Raw genomic sequence first — 22,976 nt, 5'->3', positions numbered from 1 at the left:
CCGATCCGACGGCCCGGAACCACAGTCACCACCCACACACCGGGTCAGTTCCGGCCGGCGGTCGCCACCAGTCCCTCGACCGCGGAGATCAGCCGCTGGGCGTCCGCGGGCGCGACGACGAGCCACCCGTCGTCGCGCCGCACGAGGTAGCGGCCGTCGGCGGTGTCCAGCCACGACACGACCGCGCCGGTCGGGTGCAGGTAGCCGGCCCGGTTGCGGGCGATCACGCCGACCTGGCCGCCGCCGCTGCGCGTGGTCACCGCGCGCATCAGCGTGTTGGCCTCGGGCTCGCGCAGGCCGACGGCGCGCAGCGCGTCGAGGAACCCCTCGCTGCCGTCGTCCTCCCCCGCCTTGCCGGCGGCCAGGTAGTCGTCCCAGCGCACGTTCACCGACCGGCCGGTGCCGGGCGGCGCGGGCGGCAGGGTGTTGACCGTGGTGGCGGCCAGCGCGGTCGGCCGGAACCCGGCGACCTGCACCTGGTTGCCGAGCCTGCCCGCGAACGCGCCGTGCCACGCGGCGGTGGCCAGGCCGCGTGCCTGGGCGCCGCGCACGGTGAAGAACACCTCCAGGCCGACCTCGAACTCGGCCAGGCCGCGCAGCAGCCCGTACAGCTCCTCGTCGGGCCGCTGCACGGTGCCCAGACCGCGTGCCGCGAGGTCGCGGGACGCGGTCTCGACCAGCGCGGCACGTTCCCGCTGGGTGTGCCCGAAGTGCCTGGTGCCGAGCGGGACCGGGTGGGCGTCGCGGTGGACGGCCTGCCAGAGCAGGAAGAACTCCACTTCGCTGAGCCGGAAGACGCGCTCGGTCACAGGCCGATCACCGGTGGTGCGGCCTTGCGGTCGACGCCGAAGACGTTGTCGTCGTCCTCCAGGTACCCGGGGCGGTTGCGGTCCTTCTCACCACCGGCGCCGGCGACGGGCGGCGGCGCGGCCATCGGCGCGGCGCCGATCATGCCGGACTGCGGCGTCACCGACTTGGGCGCCTGGAACTGGCTGGTCACGCTGCCCGGGTTGGCGCCGGAGCCGCCGCGGTCGGCACCGAGCGCTCCGGTCACGCCACCGGGACCGGCCATCGGGCCGCCGCCACCGCCACCGCCGCCACCGCTCGCGCCGACGGGCGTCGGCATGGCGCCGCGGCCGCGGAAGCCACCGCGACCACCGCCGGCGCCACCGCGACCGAACTGGGCGGACGTGCCGCCGGGCCGTTGGTTGGCGGTGCCGTCGGGGTTGGTGGCGGGTGCCGGGACGGGGTTGGCGGAGCCACCGGTACCGCCGCCGACGCCGTCGCCCACGGGCGGGTTCGGCGTGATCACCACGGGCGGCGGAGGGGGCGGCGCGACCGGGTTGGTCGGCGGGGCGAAGGACGGCACGGTGCGGTCGACCTCGTAGGAGTTCAGCTGGAACATCGCCATGACCTCGGCGGCCTGGCGGTGCGTCGCGTCGGCGGTGAGGACGGAGTCGACCGCGGGCGCGGCGATGCTGTCGATGCCGGTGAACGCGCCGACCGACCTGGGCAGGGTCGGGCTCGCGACCAGGCCGTCGTCGGACACCGGGACCGGGGTCCGGAAGCCGCCGACCTCGTCCACCGGCCGGTGCCCGACCAGCGGCGAGCGCGGCGTGGCGACCGGGGTGGGCGTGGCGACCGGGGTCACCGCGGTGCCGCCGACGGGCGTGACGACCGGGGGCGCCGGCGCGGGCGGCGGCATCATCTCGCGCGCCGTCTGCACGTGGTCGATCTCGGTGGCGATGCACTTGGCCACGTTGTCGGCGTGGTCGCTGGTGTTGAGCGCCCACTTCTCCACCGACTCCAGCGCCTCGCGGGCGCGTTCGGCGGACTCGCCCGTCCACGCCTGGCTGGACTGGCCGATCGCCTTGGCGAGCAGCGACTGCACCTCGCCCAGCGCGTTGCCCACGGCCGCCCAGTCGGCCTGGGCGCTGCCCGCGGCCTTGAGGTCGACGCCGGTGTTGACCATGTCCCACAGCTGCTGGTGGGTGTAGGTCATCCAGTCGACCTTCTGGCCGAGGTCGGAGGGCTTGTCGTGGCCGTGACCGCCGCCGTGGCCACCTCCATGACCGCCGCCATGACCGCCGTGGCCCTGGCCGTGACCGCCGCCGTGACCACCGTGGTTGCCGCCGTGCTTGTTGTCGCCCATCAGCCCTTGGCCTCCCCGGCGGAACCGAAGGCGTCCGCCGCTTCGTCGTCGGCCCGTTCCAGGTTCCGCGCCGCTTCGCGGATGGTCTCCTCGACCTCGAAGAGCACCTGCATGAAGTCGCCGATCACGTTGACCGCCGACTCCTCGTTGCCCACCGCGACCTCGCGCAGCCGTCGGCTGATCGCGTCGCTCACCCAGTTGTTGCCGAACTTGAGCTCGACGTCGAGGTTGTTCACCGCACGGCTGTGCACGGTGTCGACCAGGTTGCGGGCCTTCGAGACCAGCTTGAGCAGGTCGTCGACGCCCTGCTTGTCCAGGTCGAGCTGGACCGACCCCTTGTCCACCGCGCCCAACGCCGTGGTGGCCTTGTCCAGGTCGGCCTGCGCCGCCGTCGCGAAGTTCTCCGTCACCGGCTTCACCACGACGGGCTCGGCCGGCGCGGTCACCGCGGCGCCCGCCTCGGCGGCAGGCGCCACCGGCTCGGCGGCGACCGGGGCCGCCGGAGTCGCGGGCACGTCGGCGGGCGCCGGCGTCGCGACCGCCGGTGGCGGTGCCGCGGACGGCGTGAAGCCGGGCGGGATCTGCACCGTGGGTGCTCCCGCGAGTGGAACCGTGTTCCCGTCGCTCATCACTACCCCCTGCACTGCGATTCGCCGCGGGCCCACCGCGCGTTAGCCGACGACGAGGAGGAACCAGGCGTTCCGGACGCCTCCCTTAGATGTACCGGGAAGCACGTTCGGTTCCAAGCCGCCGACCAGAGGCTTAACGCAGGTGCGAGTCGAACCAGTTCAGCGCCCGCTGCCAGGCCTCCGCGCTGACCTCCGGCGTGGTGTCGAACCGGTGGCTGGTGTGCGAGAACCGGACCACGTCCGTCGCGACGGGTGCCGCGGCCGCGGCGTCGCGCAACTTCTCCACGTCGCTGAACGGGATCTCGGCGTCGTCGTCACCGTACAGGCCGAGCCACGGGCACGTCAGCTCTTCCGCGACCTCCACCAGCGACGGGAGACCCTCGGCCAGCGGATCCAGGATCCCACCACCTCCGACGGTCACCGCGGCACCGATGGTTCGGCTTCCCGCAACCACCATCGCGACCGATCCGCCCAGGTCGAAACCCATGACGCCCATCCGGTCCTGGCTCACGCCCTGCTGCCCCAACCAGACGAACGCGACGTCGGTGTCGGCCAGCACGGCGTCACCGGACAGCGTGCTCACCATGGCGGGCGCCTCGTCGCCGGACACCTCGTCGTAGAGGTGCGGCGCGACCGCCAACCACCCCTCGGCCGCCAGCGAGCTCACCAGAACGCGGACGGTGTCGGTCACGCCACGCGCCTCGTGGAGGACGACCAGGCCGCCGCGGACGGCGTTCTCCGGCTCGGCGACGGTCAGCCGCAGCTCACGGCCGTCGGTGAGGGAGAGCGTCTCGGTGCGGGTAGCAATCATGGGCCAACCCTTCCACGTGGGGGTGAACGCCAGTCAACGTGAGCATCCGTACGGCGGGTATGACCCATACGGCTCTTTCACCGGATAACGTCCAGCTCAGAACCCCGAAGGGAGTCCTTGGATGACCGTGCGAACCCGCGCCGACCTCGTTGCCCTGCCCGGATACGTGCCCGGCAAGACCATCCCCGGCGCGATCAAGCTGGCCAGCAACGAGGTGTCGGCCGGACCGCTGCCCAGCGTGGTGCGGGCCATCGCGGACGCGGCCACCGCCGTGAACCGCTACCCCGACACCGCCGCCACCGAGCTCGTGGCCCGGTTGGGCGACAAGCTCGGGGTGCCCGTGGCGCAGCTGGCCGTCGGCTGCGGCTCGGTGACGTTGTGCCAGCAGCTGGTGCAGGCCACCTGCGCCGACGCGGACGAGGTGGTGTTCGCGTGGCGCTCGTTCGAGGCCTACCCGATCATCACCGCGGTCGTCGGCGCGCGGCAGGCCAAGGTGCCGCTGACGCCGGGCCACGGGCTCGACCTCGACGCGATGGCCGACGCGATCACGCCGAAGACCCGCCTGGTGTTCGTGTGCAACCCGAACAACCCGACCGGGACGGCGCTGCGCCGGGCGGAGATCGAGCGGTTCGTCGAGCGGGTGCCGTCCGACGTGCTCGTGGTGATCGACGAGGCGTACAAGGAGTTCGTGGACGACCCCGACGTGCCCGACGGCGTCGAGCTGGCGAAGGCGCAGTGGGCGGCGGGCCGGGACAACGTGGCCGTGCTGCGCACGTTCTCCAAGGCCTACGGGCTGGCCGGGCTGCGGGTCGGGTACGCGGTGGCCTCGCCCGCGGTCGCCGAGACGCTGCGCAAGGTCTACGTGCCGTTCAGCGTGAACGCGCTGGCGCAGGTCGCGGCGCTGGCGTCGTTGGACGCCGAGGCGGAGCTGATGGCGCGGTGCCGCGCGATCGTGGCCGAGCGGGCGCGGGTGCGCGGGGAGCTGCTGACCGCCGGGTTCGAGGTGCCCGAGTCGCAGGCGAACTTCGTGTGGCTGCCGCTGGGCGAGCGGACCGCGGCGTTCAACGAGCACTGCCTGGCGCACAAGGTGGTGGTGCGGGCGTTCGTCGGCGACGGCGCGCGCGTCACGATCGGCGAGCCCGAGGAGAACGACGCGTTCCTGGCAGCGGCCCGGTCCTTCACCGGCTGAGCGGTCAGCGGGTCAGCAACTGGGTGATGGCCACGACTCCCACCACCACGATCACCGCGCGCAACGCGGCGGGTGGGAGTCGGCGGCCGACCTTCGCGCCGAGCTGGCCGCCGACGACCGAGCCGATCGCCAGCAGCAGCACCGCGAGCCACGCCACGTCGGCGATGAAGATGAACAGCACGCCCGCGACCAGGTTCACGAACGCGGTCAGCACGTTCTTCAGGGCGTTCATCCGCTGGATGTGCTCGCTCATCAGCACCCCCATCAGGCCCATCACCAGCACGCCCTGGGCCGCGCCGAAGTAGCCGCCGTAGATGCCCGCGAGGAACACGCCGATCCACAGCGCGAGGCCGCCGTGCTCGTGGCGCTCCCGTTCGGCGAGCTTGCGGTTGAGCCACGGCTGGGCGACCACCAGCACCAGCGCGATGGCGATCAGCACCGGCACGATCCTGGAGAACGCGTCCTCCGGCAGCACCACGAGCAGGATCGCGCCGACCACCGCGCCCAGCACCGAGGCGGGCAGCAGCCGCTTCACCCGGCCCGCCTGGCCGGTCAGCTCGCGCCGGTAGCCGAACGCGCCGCTGAGCGAGCCGGGCACCAGGCCGAGGCTGTTGGACACGTTGGCCACCACCGGCGGGTAGCCGACGGCCAGCAGCACCGGGAACGTCACCAGGGTGCCCGAACCCACCACCGTGTTGATCCCACCGGCGAACACACCGGCCAGCACGACGACGATCACTTCAAGCGTCGTCACGGGCACGCCCCTGTGCTGGATCGCCGCTGCTCCGCAGCCGGCGGGCGGAGATCAGTGGTGGTCCGTGCTCGCGACATCGGTGGTCAGCTTAGGGCGAACGGGCGAACACGGCCCCGGGAAGTGAGGATCGTCGCGGTTCGGGGCACGGGCGGGGGTCAGCCCAGGTTGTTGGTGTCGAAGGTGTTGCAGCGGGTCGGGTCGCCGGTGTCGAAGCCGGTCATGTACCACTTCTGGCGCTGCGCGGACGAGCCGTGGGTGAACTTGGTCGTGTCGACGTGGCCGCCGCCCAGTTCGCCCTGGATGAAGTCGTCGCCGATGCGGGCCGCGGCGTCCAGCGCGGCGTTCACGTCGTCCTGGGTCACGCCGGTGATCAGCGGTTGGCCGGACGCCGTGGGCACGTTCTGCGCGTGGTTGGCCCAGGCGCCCGCGTAGCAGTCCGCCTGCAGCTCCAGCCGCACCGAGCCCGACGTCGGCCCGGACTCCTGGCCCACCCGGTCGGACGTGCCGAGCTGGTTCTGGATGTGGTGGCCGTACTCGTGCGCCAGGATGTAGGCCTCGACGAACGGCCCGCCCGTGGCGCCGAACTTCTGCTGCATCTCCTGGAAGAACCCCAGGTCGATGTACACCTGCCCGTCCGCGGGGCAGTAGAACGGCCCCACCGCGGACGACGCGTTGCCGCACCGGGTCGACACCCCGCCGGAGAAGAAGTTGGTCTGCGCGGGCTGGTAGGTCCGGCCCGACCGGGCGAACTGGTCGGTCCAGTAGGCCTGGATCGAGTTGATGAACGCCACCGCGCGGCAGTCGGACTCGCGGTTGGCGTCCGCGCCGGTCCGGCACTTCTCCTTGATGGCCTCCGACCCGACCTGCTGGCCGTCGGTGACGTCGCCGAACCCGGAACCGGACGGCAGCTGCACGCCACCGCCGAGCTGCGACAGCACGAAGTAGATGATCAGACCGACGATCCCGAGCCCACCGCCGCCGAGGGCGACCCGGCCACCGACCCCGCGTTGGTCGGTGACCTGCGACGTGTCGAGCTCGGCGTTCTCGTTGAACTGCACCGCGAGGCCTCCCAGTTGCGCACCGAACCCGGACAGCACGAGTCCCGGGTGCGGGACCCGACGTCGGGGCACCGCACCCGGGATTTCCCATGTGGAAGTGACGAAACCTGCGTGACGAGGTCGGCGTGGACTCCGGTCGGCGCCGACGGTGGAGACGGCACACTGAGACATCCCGGGTCAACATCGTCAAGCGCGGCGATGGCGCCGGTGGCGCCGTGCGCTCGAAACCCCTCGTCGGAACCGCTCACGTTCGCGATCGGGCCGGTCTTGGGACCGCTCCGCCCGCGGGGTTGCGGTTCGAACGCGATTCGTCACCGCGAGGACTTACCTGCACCGCACCACCTACCCCTTCCGGGCGTGCCGTCGGCGGGTCAGCTCGGGTTCCGCCGGTGGCAGGTCCTGCATCGAGCATGCGCCTGATCGGCGCAATGCACAACTGCTGGAGAAGCCCCTGAACTGGTGAAATGAGATTCATCCGGGTCGGTGGGCCGACCGTCGCGCACAGTGAGCGCGCCGTGAGCGGACACCTCGGCGCCCGCTCACGGCGCGTGTTCTCACGGGGTGGTGGTGATCCGGCCGAGCGCCGGCGGAGCGGTGTTCGGGTTGGCGGCCAGGTAGGCGGTGAAGCCGTCCAGGTCGATCCCGCCACCGGTGATGTCGGTGCCGCCGGTGAACGCGCTGAAGCCGTCACCGCCGCCCTGCAGGAAGCTGTTGATCGTGACCCGGTAGTTCGCGGCCGGGTCCAACGGCGTTCCGTTGAGGACGATGTTCGACACCTTCGAGCCGATCGGGGCCGACGCCGACCACGAGTAGGTCAGGCCCTGGGACGGCTGGAGGATGATCTGCCGCGTCGCGCCGTTGACGACCTGCCACTGCTGCTCCAGCGCCGCCTTGAGCTGCACGCCGCTCAACGTGACCGTCTGCAGGATGTTGCCGAACGGCTGCACGGTGAACACCTCGCCGTAGGTCACCACGCCGTTGCCCTCGCCCGCGGGCGAGGAGGCGTAGGTGAGGTCGGCGCGCACGCCGCCCGGGTTCATCAGCGCGAGGACCGCGCCGTTGTCCGTGGTGGCGGCCAGCTGGGAGTCGGCGATCAGGTTGCCCAGCGCCGACTCGCCCGCCGGGTTCTGCGCGCGCAGGATGTCCTGCGCGATGGTGCCGACCGGGCGGTTGGCGATCGGGCCGGACTTCGACTTGGCCAGGTCGATGATCGACTGGACCTCCGGGTCCGCGGGCACGTCCTTGGTCACCACGTGGTTGCGGGCGACCGTCGCGGGCCGGATGACCTCGCGGGTCCGCTTGTCGATCTTGAGGTCGACCACGGACAGCTCGCGGCCGAACGCCAGGCCCTCGATGAACGGGCGCGGGTTGCCCGCCGGGTCGTTCACCGTGCAGTTGTAGTGCTGGTGGCTGTGGCCGGAGAAGATCGCGTCGATCTTCGGGCTGACCCGCTCGGCGATGCTGCGGCCGGGGCCGCTCGGGACCGTGCGGCAGTCGTTCGGGCCGCCGCCGGAGGTGCTGTCGCCCTGGTGGATCAGCAGCACGATCGACTTCACGCCGAGCCAGTTCAGCAGGTCGGCGTACCGGTTCGCGGCCGCGACCTCGTCGCCGAACTGGAGCTCCTTGATCCCGTTCGGGTCGACCAGGATCGGCACGTCCTTGAGCGGCATGCCGATGAAGCCGATCGGGACGCCGTCGCGGAACTCCACCCAGAACGGCGGCAGCGCGGGGCGGCCGTTCTTGGCCAGCGTCACGTTCGCGCCGAGGATCGGGAAGTTCGCGCCCTGGTAGGTGTCGCGGAACTGGCAGCCGTCGGTCGGGTGGCAGCCGCCGCGCTGCATGCGCAGGAGCTCCTGGTAGCCCTCGTCGAACTCGTGGTTGCCCGCCGCCGTGGCGTCCATGCCGACCTTGTTGAGCACCTCGATGGTCGGCTCGTCGTGGAACAGCGCGGACACGATCGGGGAGGCGCCGATCAGGTCACCCTGGCCGACGATCACCGAGTTGCGCACCTCGGCCTGGAGGTTGCGGATGTGGGTGGCGTTGTAGGCGGCGCCGCCCGCTTCGACCTGCGTGCCGTCGGAGAGCGTGACGCGGCCAGAGGAGCCGGTGGGCGGCTCGATGTTGCCGTGCAGGTCGTTGATGCCGATCAGGCGCACGTCGACCGTGCGCGACGGCTTGTTGTCGGCTTGCGCGGGGTTCTGCACGAGCGTGACCGCCAGCGCCGCCGCGGCGGTGACCGCGAGCGCGGCGGAGCGCTGCGCGGTGCGTCTGAACGAGGTCATGGGGTGGGTTCCTCCCTGCGGCGCCCCGGTAGGAGGGCGCGGTACGGCGCAGGAGTTTGCCCGGCGCAGCTGTCCGGCACCAGACATGTTCATGGATCGTCCGTTAACGGAGATGTGCGGCATAGCCTTGAGGGGTGACTGAGCACGAGCCGCGGTGGCTGGACGATGGGGAGATGCGCGCCTGGCGCAACTACGTGGTCGGGGCGTCGATGCTCGCCGACCGGCTGCACCGCGAACTGCAGGACGGGCACGGGGTGTCGCTCGCGGACTACGAGGTGCTCGTCCGGCTGTCCGAACGGCCGGGGCGGCAGATGCGGATGTCGCAGCTGGCCGACGAGGTGGCGTCGTCCAAGAGCCGGGTGTCGCACCAGGTGGCGCGGATGGAGCGGGAGGGGCTGCTGCGCCGGCGGGACTGCCGCGACGACGGCCGCGGGGTGTTCGCCGAGCTGACCGACGCGGGCATGGCGCTGCTGGAGGCGTCCGCGCCGACCCACGTCGAGGGCGTGCGCGAGCACATCATCGACCTGCTGTCGCAGGAGGAGCAGCAAGTGGTGGCCGAGGTCTTCGAGCGGGTCATCGCGCACCTGCGGGACCTGGACCGGTAGTCGCCACCCGGGACGCGGCAGCGCCCCGTACCCGGTGCGCGGGTGCGGGGCGCTTTGCGCGGTAGCGGTGGGATTTGAACCCACGGAGGGGATCAACCCTCGCACGTTTTCAAGACGTGTCCCTTAGGCCGCTCGGGCACGCTACCTCGCCCAGGAGCCTAGCCGACGGGCGTCCTCGGCGAGGAACGCCGTCGGTCGCGCGGGTGTCCGGTCAGGCGAAGATGCCGTACACGTCGATGACCAGGTGCGTGTAGCCGGCGTTGTTGTAGAACGAGTGCGCCGGGCGGTGCACGCCCGCACCCGGGTCGTACGCGCTGCCGAAGCGGACCGCCGCCGTGTTGGGCGCGGTCTGGCCGGGCACCAGGTTCAGCGACGAGGTGCCGGCCCGGTCGGAGCCCGTCGGGAACGCCGTGACGTAGGTGTGCGCGGTCGGTTCCGTGCCGGTCAGGTTCATCAGCAGGGTGTTGCCCGGCGCGATGTCGGGGTCCGTGTACAGCAGGGTCATCGTCTCGGCGGGCCACATCGGCTCGCCGTCGCCGCGGGTGTCGTACGCGCGGGTGGGGGTGACCGGGTAGAAGTCCGCGCCGCCGTCCTCGGTGGGCAGGTAGTACCCGGCGATGTCGACGACCAGGTTCAGGAAGCCCGCGTTGTTGTACAGGTTGACCCTGCGGTCCGCGCCCAGCGCCACGGTCACGCCGTTGGGCGTGGTGCGGCCCGCCGGGACGTTGAGGCTGGACGCGGTCGGCCGGTCCGAGCCGGACGGCCACGCGGTCACGTAGGTGCTCTCGGTCGCGTCGACACCGGTGACGTTCAGCGACACCGCCGTCGCGGCGGACGGTACGCCCGCCGACGCGAAGTCGACGCCGCGCGACTCGCCGGCCCAGAACGCGCCGCCGGAGGTGCGGGAGTCGTACACGCGGGTCGGACCGGTGGCGAAGTACCGGCCGGGCGTGGTGAACCCGGCGCCCGGGTCGTCGCGGACGTAGTAGCCCGCGACGTCCGCGATCAGGTGGGTGCTACCCGCGTTGTTGTAGAGGTTGACCGTGCTGTCGGGCGACACCCACGTGGTGACCGAGTTGGCGCGGGTCTCACCCGGCACCAGGTTCAGCGACGACGCGTCGGGCCGCGGCACGTCGGCACCGCCCTCCCACACCGTCACGTACGTGGCCGCGGTCGGCGAGGTGCCGGTCACGTTCAGCACGACCGCGAGGGTGTGCTCGGGCAGGCCGTCGACGGCGACCTCGATCCGGCCGCCGGCGCCCACCGGCGCGGTGACGCCGTCACGGCCGAGACCGCTGCGGGTGTCCAGGACGCGACGCGGGGCCGACGGGGTGAACCGCGTCCCGTCGTACGCCTCGGCCCCAGCCCTCTTCGTGCCGTAAGGGCGGCCGATGCCGGTCAACGACACCCCGGTGCGGGCGACCCGGTCGCCGTCGCGGGGCTCGGCCGCCGCCGGGACGGTCACCACGACCGCGGTCACCGCCGTGGCGACGAGCAACGCTGCGGAACGACGCATCGATCCTCATTTCCGGACGGCGCGAGGTGAACGCCGACGCTATCCCGGCGACGTGATCGCGGACGACGGATTCCCGGCATCCCCGCCCCGGTTTCGTCGTGGGCGAACGGAAAGGCCGGCCTCCCGCGCGGGGGAGGCCGGCCTTTCACCACCAGCTCTGCGCTCGATCAGGCGAAGATGCCGAACACGTCGACGACCAGGTGCGTGTAGCCCGCGTTGTTGTAGTACGAGTGCGCGGGGCGGTACACGCCGGCGTCGTAGTCGTACGCGCTGCCGAAGCGCACCGCGGCCATGTTCGGCGAGGTCTGGCCGGGCACCAGGTTCAGCGCCGAGGTGTTGGGCCTGCTGTAGCCCGCCGGGTACGCCGTGAGGTAGGTGTGCGCGGTCGGCTCGGTGCCGGTCAGGTTCATCAGCAGGCTGTTGCCCGGCACCACGTCGGGGTGCATGAACAGCAGCGTGAGCGTCTCCGCCGGCCAGATCGACTCGCCGTACTCGCGGGTGTCGAACGAACGGGTGGGCGTCACCGCGTAGAAGTCGGCGCCGCCGCTCTCGGTCGGCAGGTAGTACCCGGTGATGTCCACGACCAGGTTGAGGAAACCCGCGTTGTTGTACAGGTTGACCTTGCGGTCCGCGCCCAGCGCCACGGTCACGCCGTTCGGCGTTGCGCCACCGGGCACGACGTTGAGGCTCGACGCGGTCGGCCGGTCCGAGCCGGACGGCCACGCGGTCACGTAGGTGCTCTCGGTCGCGTCGACACCCGTGACGTTCAGCGACACCGCCGTGGCGCCGGAGGGCACGCTCGCCGAGGTGAAGTCGATGCCGCGGGACTCGCCGGCGTAGAAGGCGCCACGGGTCGTGTTGCGGGAGTCGTAGACGCGCGCCGGGCCGGTGGCGAAGAACTTGCCGGGGGTGGTGGAGCCGGCGCCGGGGTTGTCGCGGACGTAGTAGCCCGCCACGTCCGCGAGCAGGTGGGTGCTGCCCGCGTTGTTGTAGAGGTTGACCGTGCTGTCGGGCGACACCCAGGTGGTGACCGAGTTGGCGCGGGTCTCGCCCGGCACCAGGTTCAGGGTCGACACGCCGGGCCTGGTGATGCCGCCGCCCTCCCACACCGTCACGTAGGTGGCGGCGGTCGGCGAGGTGCCGGTCACGTTCAGCACCACCGACTCGGTGTACAGCGGGACGTCGCCGACGCGGACCTCGATCCGGCCACCGGCGCCCACCGGCGCGGTGACGCCGTCACGGCCGAGACCGCTGCGGGTGTCCAGGACGCGACGCGGGGCGGTCGGGATGAACCGCGTGCCGTCGAACGGCTCGGCTTCCTGGCCGGTGCTCTCGGCCTGCTTCGTGCCGAAGGGGCGGCCGAGACGACCGGCACCGCCCGGCGCCAACTCGGCGCGGGCGATCTTCTCCCCGTCGTGGACGGGCTCGGCGGTGGCCGGGGCCACGCCGGTCACCACGGCCGCGGTCGCCGCCGTGGCGACGAGCAGCGCTGTGGATCGACGCATTGATCCTCATTTCCGGACAGAGCGCGGTTTCGTCGTGGGAGCGGAAAGGCCGGCCTCCCACGCGAGGAGACCGGCCTTTCGTCGCTTGACTAGGCGAAGATGCCGAACACGTCGACGACCAGGTGCGTGTTGCCCGCGTTGTTGTAGAACGAGTGCGCGGGGCGGTACGTGCCGTCACGGTCGTCGTACGCGCTGCCGAGGCGGACCGTGGCCATGTTCGGCGCGGTCTGGCCGGGGGCCAGGTTCAGCACCGAGGTGTTGGGCCTGCTCTCACCGGCCGGGTACGCCGTGATGTAGGTGCTCTGGGTCGGCTCGGTGCCGGTGAGGTTCATCAGCAGGCTGTTGCCCGTCACCACGTCGGAGCTCATGAACAGCAGCGTGATCGTGTCACCGGGCAGGATCGGCCAGCCGTGCTCGCGGGTGTCGTACGAGCGGGTGGGGGTGACCGGGTAGAAGTCCGCGCCGCCGCTCTCGGTGGGCAGGTAGTACCCGGTGATGTCGACGACCAGGTTCAGGAAGCCCGCGTTGTTGTACAGGTTGATCTTCCGGTCGGCGCCGATCCCGACGGTCACGCCGTTGGGCGTGGTGCCACCGGGCGCCACGTTGAGGCTCGACGCGGTCGGCCGGTCGGCGCCGGACGGCCACGCGGTCACGTAGGTGTGCTCCGTCGCGTCGACACCGGTGACGTTCAGCGACACCGCCGTCGCGCCGGAGGGAACGCCCGCCGGGGCGAGGTCGACCGTGCGGGTCTGGCCGGCCCAGAAGGGGCCACCGCTGGTGCGGGAGTCGTACACGCGGGCCGGGCCGTTGGCGAAGTACCGGCCGGGGGTGGTGTAGTCCGGGCTCGGGTAGTCGTAGACGTAGACGCCCGCCACGTCGGCGATCAGGTGGGTGCTGCCCGCGTTGTTGTAGAGGTTGATCTTGTGGTCGATCGACACCGAGCTGGTGACCGAGTTGGCGCGGGTCTCACCGGGCACCAGGTTCAGCACCGACACGCCGGGCCGGGCCACCGCGCCGCCCTCCCACACCGTCACGTAGGTGGAGGCGCTCGGCGACGTGCCGGTCACGTTCAGCACCACCGCGAAGGTGAACTTCGGCAGCTCGGCGATGGCGACCTCGATCTGGCCGCCCGCGCCGACCGGCCCGGTGACGCCGTCACGGCCGAGACCGCTGCGGGTGTCCAGGACGCGCCTGGGTGCCGGGGACGGGATGAACCGCCCGGCGCCGTAGGACTCGGCCCCCACCCCCTGGCCGTCGGTCTTCCTCGTGCCGAAGGGAACCCGGTCCAACGACGCCTCGGTGCGGGCGACCCGGTTCCCGTTGTCGACGGGCGCGGGCTCGGCGGTGGCCGGGGCCGCGGCCGTCACCACGGCCGCGCTCGCCGCCGCGGCGACGAGCAGCGCGGTGGAACGACGCATTGATCCTCTTTCCTGACTGCAGGGGGAACTGACGACGTCGGTCCACCAACCCGTCCGCGGCGCAGACGCGCGGACGTGGGGCAGCGCGGCACGCGACCCCCGTGGGACGAGCCCCCGACTCGACCGAACGGGCCGGACGCTACCTCAGGGATACGACCGGGCGAAAGTGAAATGTGGTCGGTTTTCACTTTTTCCGTGCGGTGCGCGAATTCGCTGTCCCGCCGGCGGGCCGACCATTCCTCTGTGGACTGTCCCGACCGGACGAAAAAGGCCGGCCCCATAGGGGACCGGCCTTTTCGTTACTCGTTCAGCCGTGTTTCACGCCACATCGGCGTGCGAGTGGTGCTCCTCCACGTGCAGCGAACGCATGGCCGCCGCACGCGCCTCGGCCCGCTGCGCCCGCGCCGGCACGCCGTTCACGCTCTCCGTGCTGATCGCGTACGACGCCGTCACCCACGCCAGCGCGTCGGTGTTGCGGTCCAGGGCGACCCGGTCCAGGTTGCCCAGGTTGTCACCCGACCCGTGGTAGTTGGGGTCGTAGGCGACGCCCGCCGTGCCGCCCCACTTCGCCGCCTGCGCCTCGGTCTTGACGCCCTCGGCGCCGGTGAACAGACCACCGGCCGGGATGCCCTGCGCGATGAACTCGCCGTAGTCCGAACGGCCGCTGAAGTCGGTGCCCTCGGTCTGCACGCCCTTCTCGACCGTCAGGTACTGCACGAACGCCTGCTCGATCTGCGCCGAGCCGTACGGGCCCGCGCCCGCGCCGACGCCGTCGGAGTTGTCGCCGTCGTAGACGAAGTACGCCGCGTTGGGCGAGCCGATCATGTCGAAGTTCAGGTACAGCGCGATGTCGAGCTGCTGCTCGAACGTCAGCGACTGCACGTACTTCGTCGACCCGATCAGGCCGAGCTCCTCAGCGCCCCACCAGCCGAACCGCACCGCGTTGTTGACCTTCGGCGACCCGCCGAGCTTCAGCGCGGTCTCCAGCAGGCCGGCCGAGCCGGTGCCGTTGTCGTTGATGCCCGCGCCGTTCTCGACGCTGTCCAGGTGGGCGCCCGCCATCACGACATTGTCCGTGCGACCGGTCTTGGTCTGCGCGATCACGTTGCGCGAGACCCGGTCCTCCTCGTGGTAGCGCAGGTCGACGGTCACCGGCTGGCCACCGAGCTGGGCCAGCGCGTTGCCGTCGGCCTGGGTGACGCCACCGGTGGGCACGAGGCCCGGCGCGCCGAGCGTGACGCCCGCCAGCGTGCCCTCGCGGTTGTTCGAGATGATCACCGCGACGGCGCCCGCGGCGGCCGCGTTGCGGTGCTTGACGTCGAACGTGCACGAACCGCGGCGGATCAGGGCGACCGCGCCGACGAAGTCCTGCCCGGCGAAGTCGGTCGCCTCGCAGCCCGGGGTGGTGTCCTCGGGCACGACGCGCAGCGGGGCGGTGATGCCGCCGACCGGCGTCTGCGGCGAGAACTCAAGCGGGATGTTCTCGTAGGTCGTCGAGCCGACCTTGGCGGTCGCGGCGTCGGTGATCTGCACCGGGTAGATGAACTCCGGCGTGGTCACTTCGAAGCCCGCGCCGCGCAGCTTGCCCGCGACGTACTCGACGCTGGCGTCGTAGCCCGGCGTGCCCGCGGCGCGGTTGCCGTCGTTGCGGTCGGCGATGCGCTGGAAGGCGATGAGGTGGCGGTGGACCCCTTCCACCGTGACGTTCTTGGTGAGGTTCTTGGCCAGCTTCGGCCCGTCGAGCGTCGATGCCGAGGCGACGTTGACGGCCGGAACGGCGACCAGTGCGAGGGACGCGGACGCCGCGAGGATCGCCGCGCGTCGGATCCCTGTTCTACCTGACATGATCGAGTTCCCCTTCACTACGGATGCCGAACCATCACAAGTCACGGAGGTGAAAGCAATCCGTCACTCGGCGGGTTCTCGCCCTGTGAGCAGGGACAAGCATGGCGTGACACCCGTCACCCCCAGCTCCCAGTCGGGTCGGCGCACCGTCGCCGGTGTCACCAGCAGCCTGACCTGCTCGGCCGGCTCACCGCGCCGGACCTGCGTGAACGTGCCGTCCGGCCGATAGCCGAGCTTGCGGCTCACGCCGTGCGACGCGAGGTTGTCGGCGAACGCGCTCGACCGCGCCGCCACCGCGCCGAGGTGGTCGAACGCGAACACCAGCACCGCCGCCCGCATCTCCGTGCCGATCCCGCGGCCCTGGTGCCGCAGCCCGAGCCACGACCCCGTGGTGACCTCGCGCAGCACCGGGAAGTCGTCGGCGCCGAGGCCCTGGGTGCCGACCACCCGGCCGTCCAGGCGCACCACGAAGTTCACCGTCCACCGCTGCGGCGACAGCGTCGAGCGGACCCGCCAGAAGTGCTGGAGGGTGTTGACGCCCAACCGGTCGCGCGGCGCGTCGGTCCACTCCAGGCCGAACGGCATCCAGTCCGGCGCGTGCACGCCGTCCAGCGCCAGGTCCGCCAACTCGGCCACGCCTTCGTCGTCGTCCGGGCGCAGCTCCAGGCGCGGTGTGCGGAGCACGAGGTCGTGCAGCGGCCAGTGCTTCATGCCCGTCGATGGTGGCGACCGCGCACGCCGAAGGCGACCGGATTACCGTCGGATCATGCGCGCGATCACCACTCGTGGACCCGGCGGACCGGACGTGCTGACCTGGACGGAGGTTCGGGATCCCGAACCCGGGCCGGGCGAGGTGCTGATCGACGTGGCCGCGACCGCCGTGAACCGGGCGGACCTGCTGCAACGTCAAGGCCACTACCCGCCCCCGAAGGGCACGTCGGACGTGCTCGGCCTGGAGTGCTCGGGCACCGTCGCGGCACTCGGCGACGGCGTCACGGACTGGCGGGTCGGCGACGAGGTGTGCGCGCTGCTGGCCGGCGGCGGCTACGCGGAACGGGTCGTCGTCCCCGCCGCCCAGCTCCTGCCCCTCCCGGAGGGCGTCGACCTGGTGACCGCCGCGTCACTGCCCGAGGTCGCGTGCACGGTCTGGTCGAACGTCGTGATGGCGGCGCACCTGGAAGCCGGCGAGACGTTCCTCGTCCACGGCGGCGCGGGCGGCATCGGCACGCACGCCATCCAGGTCGCCAAGGCGCTCGGCGCCCGCGTCGCCGTCACCGCCGGCTCGGCCGAGCGGTTGCAACGGTGCGCCGAACTGGGCGCGGACATCCTCGTGAACTACCGCGAGCAGGACTTCGTCTCCGAGGTCGGCCGCGCGGACGTCGTGCTGGACAACATGGGCGCCGCCTACCTGGACCGCAACGTCGACGTCCTCTCACCGGACGGCCGCCTGGTGATCATCGGCCTGCAAGGCGGCGTCAAGGGCCAGCTGAACATCGGCAAACTGCTGTCCAAGCGCGCCACCATCACCGGCACCGGCCTGCGCTTCCGCCCCGTCGACGGCCCCAACGGCAAGGGCCGAATCGTCACCGAAGTACGTGACCACCTCTGGCCACTGATCGCATCAGGCCAGGTCAAGCCCATCGTGCACGACGTCCTGCCGATCACCCACGCCGCCGACGCCCACCGCGCCCTGGAAGCCGGCCAAGTCCTCGGCAAACTCATCCTCACCACCTGACCACTTCACCGCCCCTTCTCGAAACCCGGACCACGCTGGTACGGGAAGTCGACCGCGGGGCCGTGTCATCCTGCTGATCTGCCCGTCCGGCGAGGACTCTCTTGATCTTTCGCTTTCAACGGCTCACTCCAACGCCGTCGCACTGGCCAAGAACGTCCGCGGCGTCGTCCGGAACCTCAACGCGAACTCCTCCGCCCACCGCACCAACACCGTCTGCTCACCGGGCCGCTCCGCGTCGTCCACCAACACCGCCGCCCCCGGCGCGAGCACCCCGCGCAACACCGGTAACGCCGGATACCGCGCGTCACCCAGCAGCGGCCCGTCCACCAGCAGCAGGTCCACCAACCCGTACCGCTCCACGTACGCCGACACCTCGTCGTGCACGAGCTGCGGGTGGTACCACTGCGCGTTCCCCAACGCCGCCGGATGCGGCGTCAGCGGCGCGTGCACGACCCGCGCCACGTGCCCCAGGCCCTCACGCCGCAGCTGGCTGGCCACGAACGCCGCCGTGCGCTCGTCGTGCTCGACCGACAGCAGGTGCCCGAACCCGCGCCGGGCCAGCAACCGCGCCAGCACCACCGACGACGCCCCGCACCCGCACTCGACCAGCACCGTCCGCGACCCGAGCAGCACCTCGTCCACCACGGCCGCCAGCGCCGCGGGGCGCAGCTCGTGCGCCGTGTTGGGCAGGTACTCCGACATCAGGGGCGCCAGGCGGTGCAGTGCGGCGAGATCGGCGAGCTCCCGTGACAGCAGGTCGTCCACCCATCTCCCCCGGTCTCAGCGCAACCCGATCTCACCCCAGCTCGGCAACCGCCCGCACGAGCTCGTCCACTTCCACCGCGTTCGTGTAGTGCGCCAGACCGACGCGGATGGCCCCGCCGACCTCACCCACTCCCAGCACCGAGAACACGCCGTGCTGCCCCGAGTCCGCGAACGCGCACACGCCCCGCTCGGACAGGTGCTCGACGCCGTCGGTCGCCTTCACGCCGGCCACCGTGAACGCCAGCGCGGGCACCCGCCGCATGGCGTCGCCGATCACCATGACGTGACGGAGCGATCGCAGTTCGTTGATGAGATTAGCCAGAAGTCCCGCCTGGTAGGCCTTCACCGAACCCAACGACGTGAGCACGCGCTCGCGGCGCGGACCCACCGCGGCGTCGTCCATCCCGGCCAGGTACTCGACCGATGCCACCAGACCCGCCAGCAACGGGTAGGCGTGCGGACCCAGTTCCAGGCGTTCGGGACCCCGCGCACCGGGCTCCACGGCCACCGAGGGCAGCAGGTCGAGCATCGACGGGTCGCGGAACACCAGCGCGCCCACCGGCGGCCCGCCCCAGTTGTTCGCCGACACGGCCACCACGTCGGCGTCCATCGCGGTGATGTCCAGCGGCACGAACGGCGCGGCGGAGGAGGCGTCCACCACGACCAGCGCGTCGGTGCGGCGGGCGGCCTCGGCGATCTTGCGCAGGTCCGGGCGGGTGCCGACGGAGCCGGACGCCGCGGTCACCGCGACCAGCTTGCACTTGGGCGTGACCAGGTCGTCGTACTGCCAGGCGGGCAGCTCGCAGGTCTCGATGTCGACCTCGGCCCACCGGACCACGCTGCCGGTGCGCTGCGCGGCCCGCTGCCACGGCGCGATGTTCGCCGGGTGGTCCAGCCGCGACACCACGACCTCGTCACCGAGGAACCAGCCCTCCGACAGCGCGTCGGACAGCCGTTGCAGCAGCACCGCCGAGCTCGGGCCGAGCACCACGCCGGCCGGGTCGGCGCCGACCAGGTCGGCCACGGCCCGCCGGGCCGCGTCGACGATGGCCTCGGCGCGTTGCGAGGCGGGGAAGATGCCACCCGGCCCGGAGACGGGTGCGCGCAGCGCGGTGGAGACGGCCGTGGCCACCTGTTCGGGTACTTGCATCCCCGCAGGAGCGTCCAGATGAACCCAGCCGTCGCCGAGCGCGGGGAACAGCCCACGGACCCGGGCGACGTCGAACGCCATGCCGCACACCGTACGGAGGACGCCGGCCCGAGCGACAGCAGGGGCCGCGGGTTTGCCACCCGATCTGTGACCCGGTTCGGCGTGCGCCACCCGATCGGGCCAGGATGGGAGGCATGAGCGAGGCATCCCGAGACGATCAGGTGGACAACGAGCGGCGCACCGCCGGCCGCGCCGGCGACCAGGCCGTGGTCGTGGTCGGCCCGGACGGCGCCCCGGTGGGCGCCGCACGGCTGCCGTCCGGCGACGACGCGGGCGGCCAGGACGTGACCGACCTGGTCGAGCAGCCGGCGAAGGTCATGCGGATCGGCACGATGATCAAGCAGCTGCTGGAGGAGGTGCGCGCCGCACCCCTGGACGAGGCCAGCCGCAACCGGCTCAAGGAGATCCACAAGCGGTCCATCGACGAGCTGGAGGACGGCCTCGCGCCGGAGCTGCGCGACGAGCTGGAGCGGCTTTCCCTGCCGTTCACCGAGGAGGGCACCCCCTCCGACGCGGAGCTGCGGATCGCCCAGGCGCAGCTGGTGGGCTGGTTGGAGGGCCTGTTCCACGGCATCCAGACGGCGCTGTTCGCCCAGCAGATGGCCGCACGCGTCCAGCTGGAGCAGATGCGCGGTCGCGCGCTGCCCGCCGGCACGGGTCACGCCGACGGTGAGAGCGGTCCGCACATCCGAGGGACCGGTCAGTACTTGTGACGTTCCGCTACTTGTAACGTTCCGGTGCGGTGGTGAGGGCGTGGACTGGACAACGGGTACCGCGCTGCCCGAACGTGTTCACCGCCACACCCGCGAGAGGAGCCGTCAAGTGCTCGACAAAGTCCGGCACAGCCCGTTCGTCGAAGAAGTCCGGAAGCGCGTGCGCGGCAAGATCTTCCGGGTCATCGACGACGTCGTGCGCCCCTACCACCACGAGCAGGCCCAGCGGATCGCCCGGCTCCAGCACGAGGTGGAGCAGCTGCGCAGGCAGGCCGACCGGGCGGTCGACGCCACGATCCAGTACGAGGTCCGCGCGCGCCGCGACCTGGTGTTCGCCGGCGAGCAGGAAGCCGCCCTGGAGAGCGCCCGGTTCGTGCGCAGGCACCTGCCGACCGCGCCGCACTTCGGCCACCCGCACGCGACGCTGGAGCACGGCCTCGGCCTGGTCGAGGCCGAGGGCATGGCGCTGGAGTTCGGCGTCTACACCGGCGGCACGCTCAAGCTGATCGCCACCGCGTTCCAGGGCCGCGACGTGTACGGCTTCGACTCGTTCGAGGGCCTGCCCGAGGACTGGCGCAACGGCTTCCCGGCCGGCCTGTTCGGCATGGACGGCCTGCCCGACGTGGACGGCGCCGAGCTGGTCGTCGGCTGGTTCGACGACACCCTGCCCGGCTTCCTGGACAGCCACCCCGGCCCGGTGTCGTTCCTGCACGTCGACTGCGACCTGTACTCCTCCACCAAGACCGTGCTCGACCTGGTCGGGCCGCGGCTGGTGCCCGGCACGGTGATCGTCTTCGACGAGTACTTCAACTACCCGGGGTGGCAGGAGCACGAGCACAAGGCCTGGACGGAGTACGTCGAGCGCACCGGGATCGAGTTCGACTACTGCGGGTACACGTACGATCACGAGCAGGTGATCATGAAGGTGACCGGTGTGCCCGAGGCCGGCGAAGCAGGGGTGACCGCACCGTGACAGCCCGGCGACAGGGCCCACACCCCGTCGCCGGTAGTCTCACCACTCGTGCAACCCACGAGTACGGTCGAGCGACCTCCCGCTCCCCTGGCACCCAACTCGCGCACGTTCGCGCGCGCGTTCGGCGACGTGCGCGACGCCTGGCGGCAGCGGGAGCTGTGGGGCCACCTGGGGTGGCAGGACATCAAGCAGCGGTACCGCCGGTCGGTCATCGGCCCGCTGTGGATCACGATCTCCATGGGCACCACGGCGCTCGCGCTCGGCCTGCTCTACTCGCAGCTGTTCAACCAGGAGCTGGGCACGTTCCTGCCGTACGTCACGGCCGGGTTCATCATCTGGCACTTCATCCTCGGCGTGGTGACCGAGGGCACCGAGGTCTTCATCGCCAACGAGGGCCTGATCAAGCACCTGCCCGCGCCCATAACGGTGCACGTGCTGCGCATGGTGTGGCGCCAGACGCTGTTCCTCTTCCACAACCTGGTCGTCTACCTGGTCGTCGTCGTGATCTTCTTCCCGACGCTGACCGAGAGCTACCGGATGGAGGGCGACAAGTTCCTCCAGCCGGGCCTGTCGTGGACGGTGCTGCTGGCCATCCCCGCGCTCGCCCTCGTCGTGTTGAACGGGGTGTGGGTCGCGCTGCTGTTCGGCATCATCAGCACCCGGTTCCGCGACATCCCGCCGGTGATCAGCAGCTTCATCAACCTGATCTTCTTCATGACGCCGATCGTCTGGCACGTCGGCGTGCTCAACAAGGTCACCGGCGGCGAAGGCAGCGGTGACGAGGGCGACTGGCGCATGCTGATCGCCGAGCTGAACCCCATCTACCACTACGTGGAGATCGTCCGCGCCCCCATGCTCGGTCACGCGCAGGACTGGCACCACTGGGTGGTCGTCGGCGCGTTCACCGTCGTGGGCTGGGGACTGGCGCTGATCGCGATGCGGAACTACCGTGCCCGCGTCTCCTACTGGGTCTGAGTGAGGCCGCAACACATCATGGTCAGCATCGACGTCTGGAACGCCTCGGTCGACTTCCCGATCTTCGACGCCAAGTCGAGGTCGCTGAAGAAGCTCGCACTGGGCAAGGTCGGCGGCAAGATCGGCTCCGAGGGCCGCGTCCCGATCATCGAAGCCCTGCACGACATCAACATCTCGCTGCGGCACGGTGACCGGGTCGGGCTCGTCGGCCACAACGGCGCCGGCAAGTCGACGCTGCTGCGGCTGCTCGCGGGCATCTACGAGCCCACGCGGGGCAGTTCGCGCGTCGTCGGCAAGGTCGCGCCCGTGTTCGACCTCGGCGTCGGCATGGACCCGGAGATCTCCGGGTACGAGAACATCATGATCCGCGGTCTGTTCCTCGGCATGAGCCGCAAGGAGATGGAGAAGCGGGTCGACGACATCACCGAGTTCACCGAGCTCGGCGACTACCTGCAGATGCCGCTGCGCACCTACTCGACGGGCATGCGGGTGCGGCTGGCGCTGGGCATCGTGACGTCGATCGACCCGGAGATCCTGATCCTGGACGAGGGCATCGGCGCGGTCGACGCGGCGTTCATGGCCAAGGCGCGCGACCGGATGAACGACCTGGTCAAGCGATCGGGCATCCTGGTGTTCGCGAACCACTCCGACGACTTCCTCGCCGAGTTCTGCACCACGGCGATCTGGATGGACGAGGGCAAGGTCAAGATGCAGGGATCGCTGCGCGAGGTGCTCACGTCCTACAAGGGTCGTGACCCGTTCGAGAACATGGCCCCGGAGACGCTGGAGCGGATCGGTCAGCCGAGGGTGCTGAGCGGGAACGGTGGCGAGTAGGTGAGCG

Annotated in this window: 21 protein-coding genes and 1 tRNA gene; 7 read left to right on the top strand and 15 right to left on the bottom strand. The window is 71.2% G+C overall.

Translation table 11 applies throughout. The annotated features are described in order from the left end of the window. Nucleotides 1-44 precede the first annotated feature (44 nt). The 4 genes from ACYVLT_RS31940 to ACYVLT_RS31925 all read right to left on the bottom strand — a co-directional run bounded on the left by ACYVLT_RS31940 (nucleotide 45) and on the right by ACYVLT_RS31925 (nucleotide 3,592). Nucleotides 45-809: an ESX secretion-associated protein EspG gene (locus ACYVLT_RS31940; protein ID WP_461123859.1), complete on the bottom strand. Its 765-nt coding sequence runs from the start codon at nucleotides 807-809 to the stop codon at nucleotides 45-47. After that, on the bottom strand, nucleotides 806-2,152 hold the full coding sequence (locus tag ACYVLT_RS31935) for a hypothetical protein (protein WP_461123858.1): 1,347 nt from the start codon (nucleotides 2,150-2,152) through the stop codon (nucleotides 806-808). The genes ACYVLT_RS31940 and ACYVLT_RS31935 overlap by 4 nt, the downstream gene beginning before the upstream one ends. Next, nucleotides 2,152-2,781, bottom strand: coding sequence for a hypothetical protein (locus ACYVLT_RS31930; protein WP_461123857.1), 630 nt, complete (start codon nucleotides 2,779-2,781; stop codon nucleotides 2,152-2,154). Before ACYVLT_RS31930 ends, ACYVLT_RS31935 begins: the two co-directional genes overlap by 1 nt. A gap of 133 nt (nucleotides 2,782-2,914) precedes the next feature. Continuing rightward, on the bottom strand, nucleotides 2,915-3,592 hold the full coding sequence (locus ACYVLT_RS31925) for a dienelactone hydrolase family protein (protein ID WP_461123856.1): 678 nt from the start codon (nucleotides 3,590-3,592) through the stop codon (nucleotides 2,915-2,917). 121 nt (nucleotides 3,593-3,713) lie between these two features. Between ACYVLT_RS31925 and hisC the strand changes: the two genes are divergently transcribed. After that, nucleotides 3,714-4,781, top strand: coding sequence for a histidinol-phosphate transaminase (hisC, locus tag ACYVLT_RS31920; RefSeq protein WP_461123855.1), 1,068 nt, complete (start codon nucleotides 3,714-3,716; stop codon nucleotides 4,779-4,781). A 4-nt stretch (nucleotides 4,782-4,785) separates the two neighbouring features. Here the strand turns inward: hisC and ACYVLT_RS31915 are convergent, their stop codons facing one another. The 3 genes from ACYVLT_RS31915 to ACYVLT_RS31905 form a co-directional block, all read right to left on the bottom strand. Beyond that, nucleotides 4,786-5,535, bottom strand: a complete 750-nt coding sequence (locus ACYVLT_RS31915; protein WP_461123854.1) for a sulfite exporter TauE/SafE family protein — start codon at nucleotides 5,533-5,535, stop codon at nucleotides 4,786-4,788. 155 nt (nucleotides 5,536-5,690) lie between these two features. Then, entirely contained in the window at nucleotides 5,691-6,593 is a 903-nt protein-coding gene (gene ypfJ / locus ACYVLT_RS31910; RefSeq protein ID WP_461123853.1) for a KPN_02809 family neutral zinc metallopeptidase, read from the bottom strand. 554 nt (nucleotides 6,594-7,147) lie between these two features. Next, a complete protein-coding gene (locus ACYVLT_RS31905) occupies nucleotides 7,148-8,875 on the bottom strand; it encodes a bifunctional metallophosphatase/5'-nucleotidase (RefSeq protein WP_461123852.1) in 1,728 nt (575 codons plus the stop codon). A gap of 134 nt (nucleotides 8,876-9,009) precedes the next feature. Between ACYVLT_RS31905 and ACYVLT_RS31900 the strand changes: the two genes are divergently transcribed. Beyond that, on the top strand, nucleotides 9,010-9,480 hold the full coding sequence (locus ACYVLT_RS31900) for a MarR family winged helix-turn-helix transcriptional regulator (protein WP_461123851.1): 471 nt from the start codon (nucleotides 9,010-9,012) through the stop codon (nucleotides 9,478-9,480). Between the two features lie 59 nt (nucleotides 9,481-9,539). Here the strand turns inward: ACYVLT_RS31900 and ACYVLT_RS31895 are convergent. From ACYVLT_RS31895 to ACYVLT_RS31870, 6 genes are all read right to left on the bottom strand, one after another. Next, nucleotides 9,540-9,626 (bottom strand) — tRNA-Ser (locus ACYVLT_RS31895). 65 nt (nucleotides 9,627-9,691) lie between these two features. Next, on the bottom strand, nucleotides 9,692-10,996 hold the full coding sequence (locus tag ACYVLT_RS31890) for a hypothetical protein (RefSeq protein WP_461123850.1): 1,305 nt from the start codon (nucleotides 10,994-10,996) through the stop codon (nucleotides 9,692-9,694). Nucleotides 10,997-11,163: 167 nt separating this feature from the next. Further along, nucleotides 11,164-12,501: a hypothetical protein gene (locus ACYVLT_RS31885; protein WP_461123849.1), complete on the bottom strand. Its 1,338-nt coding sequence runs from the start codon at nucleotides 12,499-12,501 to the stop codon at nucleotides 11,164-11,166. 89 nt (nucleotides 12,502-12,590) lie between these two features. After that, entirely contained in the window at nucleotides 12,591-13,919 is a 1,329-nt protein-coding gene (locus ACYVLT_RS31880; protein WP_461123848.1) for a hypothetical protein, read from the bottom strand. Between the two features lie 318 nt (nucleotides 13,920-14,237). After that, complete coding sequence (locus ACYVLT_RS31875; protein ID WP_461123847.1) at nucleotides 14,238-15,764, bottom strand: M28 family metallopeptidase; 1,527 nt, start codon at nucleotides 15,762-15,764, stop codon at nucleotides 14,238-14,240. A gap of 63 nt (nucleotides 15,765-15,827) precedes the next feature. Continuing rightward, a complete protein-coding gene (locus ACYVLT_RS31870) occupies nucleotides 15,828-16,475 on the bottom strand; it encodes a GNAT family N-acetyltransferase (protein ID WP_461123846.1) in 648 nt (215 codons plus the stop codon). A 55-nt stretch (nucleotides 16,476-16,530) separates the two neighbouring features. Between ACYVLT_RS31870 and ACYVLT_RS31865 the strand changes: the two genes are divergently transcribed. Further along, nucleotides 16,531-17,499 carry an NAD(P)H-quinone oxidoreductase gene (locus ACYVLT_RS31865; RefSeq protein ID WP_461123845.1) on the top strand — a complete coding sequence of 323 codons (969 nt, stop codon included), beginning with the start codon at nucleotides 16,531-16,533 and terminating at the stop codon, nucleotides 17,497-17,499. A gap of 123 nt (nucleotides 17,500-17,622) precedes the next feature. Here ACYVLT_RS31865 and ACYVLT_RS31860 read toward each other — a convergent pair whose 3' ends face one another. Both ACYVLT_RS31860 and ACYVLT_RS31855 read right to left on the bottom strand, forming a co-directional pair. Further along, on the bottom strand, nucleotides 17,623-18,264 hold the full coding sequence (locus tag ACYVLT_RS31860; RefSeq protein ID WP_461123844.1) for a class I SAM-dependent methyltransferase: 642 nt from the start codon (nucleotides 18,262-18,264) through the stop codon (nucleotides 17,623-17,625). A gap of 31 nt (nucleotides 18,265-18,295) precedes the next feature. Then, a complete protein-coding gene (locus ACYVLT_RS31855; RefSeq protein WP_360454429.1) occupies nucleotides 18,296-19,495 on the bottom strand; it encodes a cysteine desulfurase-like protein in 1,200 nt (399 codons plus the stop codon). A gap of 113 nt (nucleotides 19,496-19,608) precedes the next feature. Here ACYVLT_RS31855 and ACYVLT_RS31850 point away from each other — a divergent pair, with 113 nt between their 5' ends. The 4 genes from ACYVLT_RS31850 (at nucleotide 19,609) to wzt (ending at nucleotide 22,969) form a co-directional block, all read left to right on the top strand. After that, on the top strand, nucleotides 19,609-20,187 hold the full coding sequence (locus tag ACYVLT_RS31850; protein ID WP_461123843.1) for a bacterial proteasome activator family protein: 579 nt from the start codon (nucleotides 19,609-19,611) through the stop codon (nucleotides 20,185-20,187). A 109-nt stretch (nucleotides 20,188-20,296) separates the two neighbouring features. Further along, nucleotides 20,297-21,160: a class I SAM-dependent methyltransferase gene (locus ACYVLT_RS31845; RefSeq protein ID WP_461123842.1), complete on the top strand. Its 864-nt coding sequence runs from the start codon at nucleotides 20,297-20,299 to the stop codon at nucleotides 21,158-21,160. A gap of 48 nt (nucleotides 21,161-21,208) precedes the next feature. Beyond that, nucleotides 21,209-22,135 (top strand): galactan export ABC transporter permease subunit Wzm/RfbD, encoded by a 927-nt coding sequence (wzm, locus tag ACYVLT_RS31840; protein WP_461123841.1) that lies wholly within the window; start codon nucleotides 21,209-21,211, stop codon nucleotides 22,133-22,135. 18 nt (nucleotides 22,136-22,153) lie between these two features. Next, entirely contained in the window at nucleotides 22,154-22,969 is an 816-nt protein-coding gene (wzt, locus tag ACYVLT_RS31835) for a galactan export ABC transporter ATP-binding subunit Wzt/RfbE (RefSeq protein WP_360454417.1), read from the top strand. Nucleotides 22,970-22,976 lie beyond the last annotated feature (7 nt).

Source organism: Saccharothrix stipae (genome assembly GCF_054781895.1).
The sequence above is the reverse complement of the archived record's forward strand: the minus strand, read 5'-3'. Positions and strand labels throughout refer to the sequence as shown.

Coding starts and splice junctions, on each gene's coding strand:
- ACYVLT_RS31925 (WP_461123856.1), bottom strand. CDS start 3,592: ATGATTGCTACCCGCACCGAGACGCTCTCCCTCACCGACGGCCGTGAG.
- wzt (WP_360454417.1), top strand. CDS start 22,154: ATGGTCAGCATCGACGTCTGGAACGCCTCGGTCGACTTCCCGATCTTC.
- ACYVLT_RS31850 (WP_461123843.1), top strand. CDS start 19,609: ATGAGCGAGGCATCCCGAGACGATCAGGTGGACAACGAGCGGCGCACC.
- hisC (WP_461123855.1), top strand. CDS start 3,714: ATGACCGTGCGAACCCGCGCCGACCTCGTTGCCCTGCCCGGATACGTG.
- ACYVLT_RS31865 (WP_461123845.1), top strand. CDS start 16,531: ATGCGCGCGATCACCACTCGTGGACCCGGCGGACCGGACGTGCTGACC.
- ACYVLT_RS31905 (WP_461123852.1), bottom strand. CDS start 8,875: ATGACCTCGTTCAGACGCACCGCGCAGCGCTCCGCCGCGCTCGCGGTC.
- ACYVLT_RS31885 (WP_461123849.1), bottom strand. CDS start 12,501: ATGCGTCGATCCACAGCGCTGCTCGTCGCCACGGCGGCGACCGCGGCC.
- ACYVLT_RS31875 (WP_461123847.1), bottom strand. CDS start 15,764: ATGTCAGGTAGAACAGGGATCCGACGCGCGGCGATCCTCGCGGCGTCC.
- ACYVLT_RS31855 (WP_360454429.1), bottom strand. CDS start 19,495: ATGGCGTTCGACGTCGCCCGGGTCCGTGGGCTGTTCCCCGCGCTCGGC.
- ACYVLT_RS31870 (WP_461123846.1), bottom strand. CDS start 16,475: ATGAAGCACTGGCCGCTGCACGACCTCGTGCTCCGCACACCGCGCCTG.
- ACYVLT_RS31890 (WP_461123850.1), bottom strand. CDS start 10,996: ATGCGTCGTTCCGCAGCGTTGCTCGTCGCCACGGCGGTGACCGCGGTC.
- ACYVLT_RS31880 (WP_461123848.1), bottom strand. CDS start 13,919: ATGCGTCGTTCCACCGCGCTGCTCGTCGCCGCGGCGGCGAGCGCGGCC.
- ACYVLT_RS31930 (WP_461123857.1), bottom strand. CDS start 2,781: ATGAGCGACGGGAACACGGTTCCACTCGCGGGAGCACCCACGGTGCAG.
- ACYVLT_RS31935 (WP_461123858.1), bottom strand. CDS start 2,152: ATGGGCGACAACAAGCACGGCGGCAACCACGGTGGTCACGGCGGCGGT.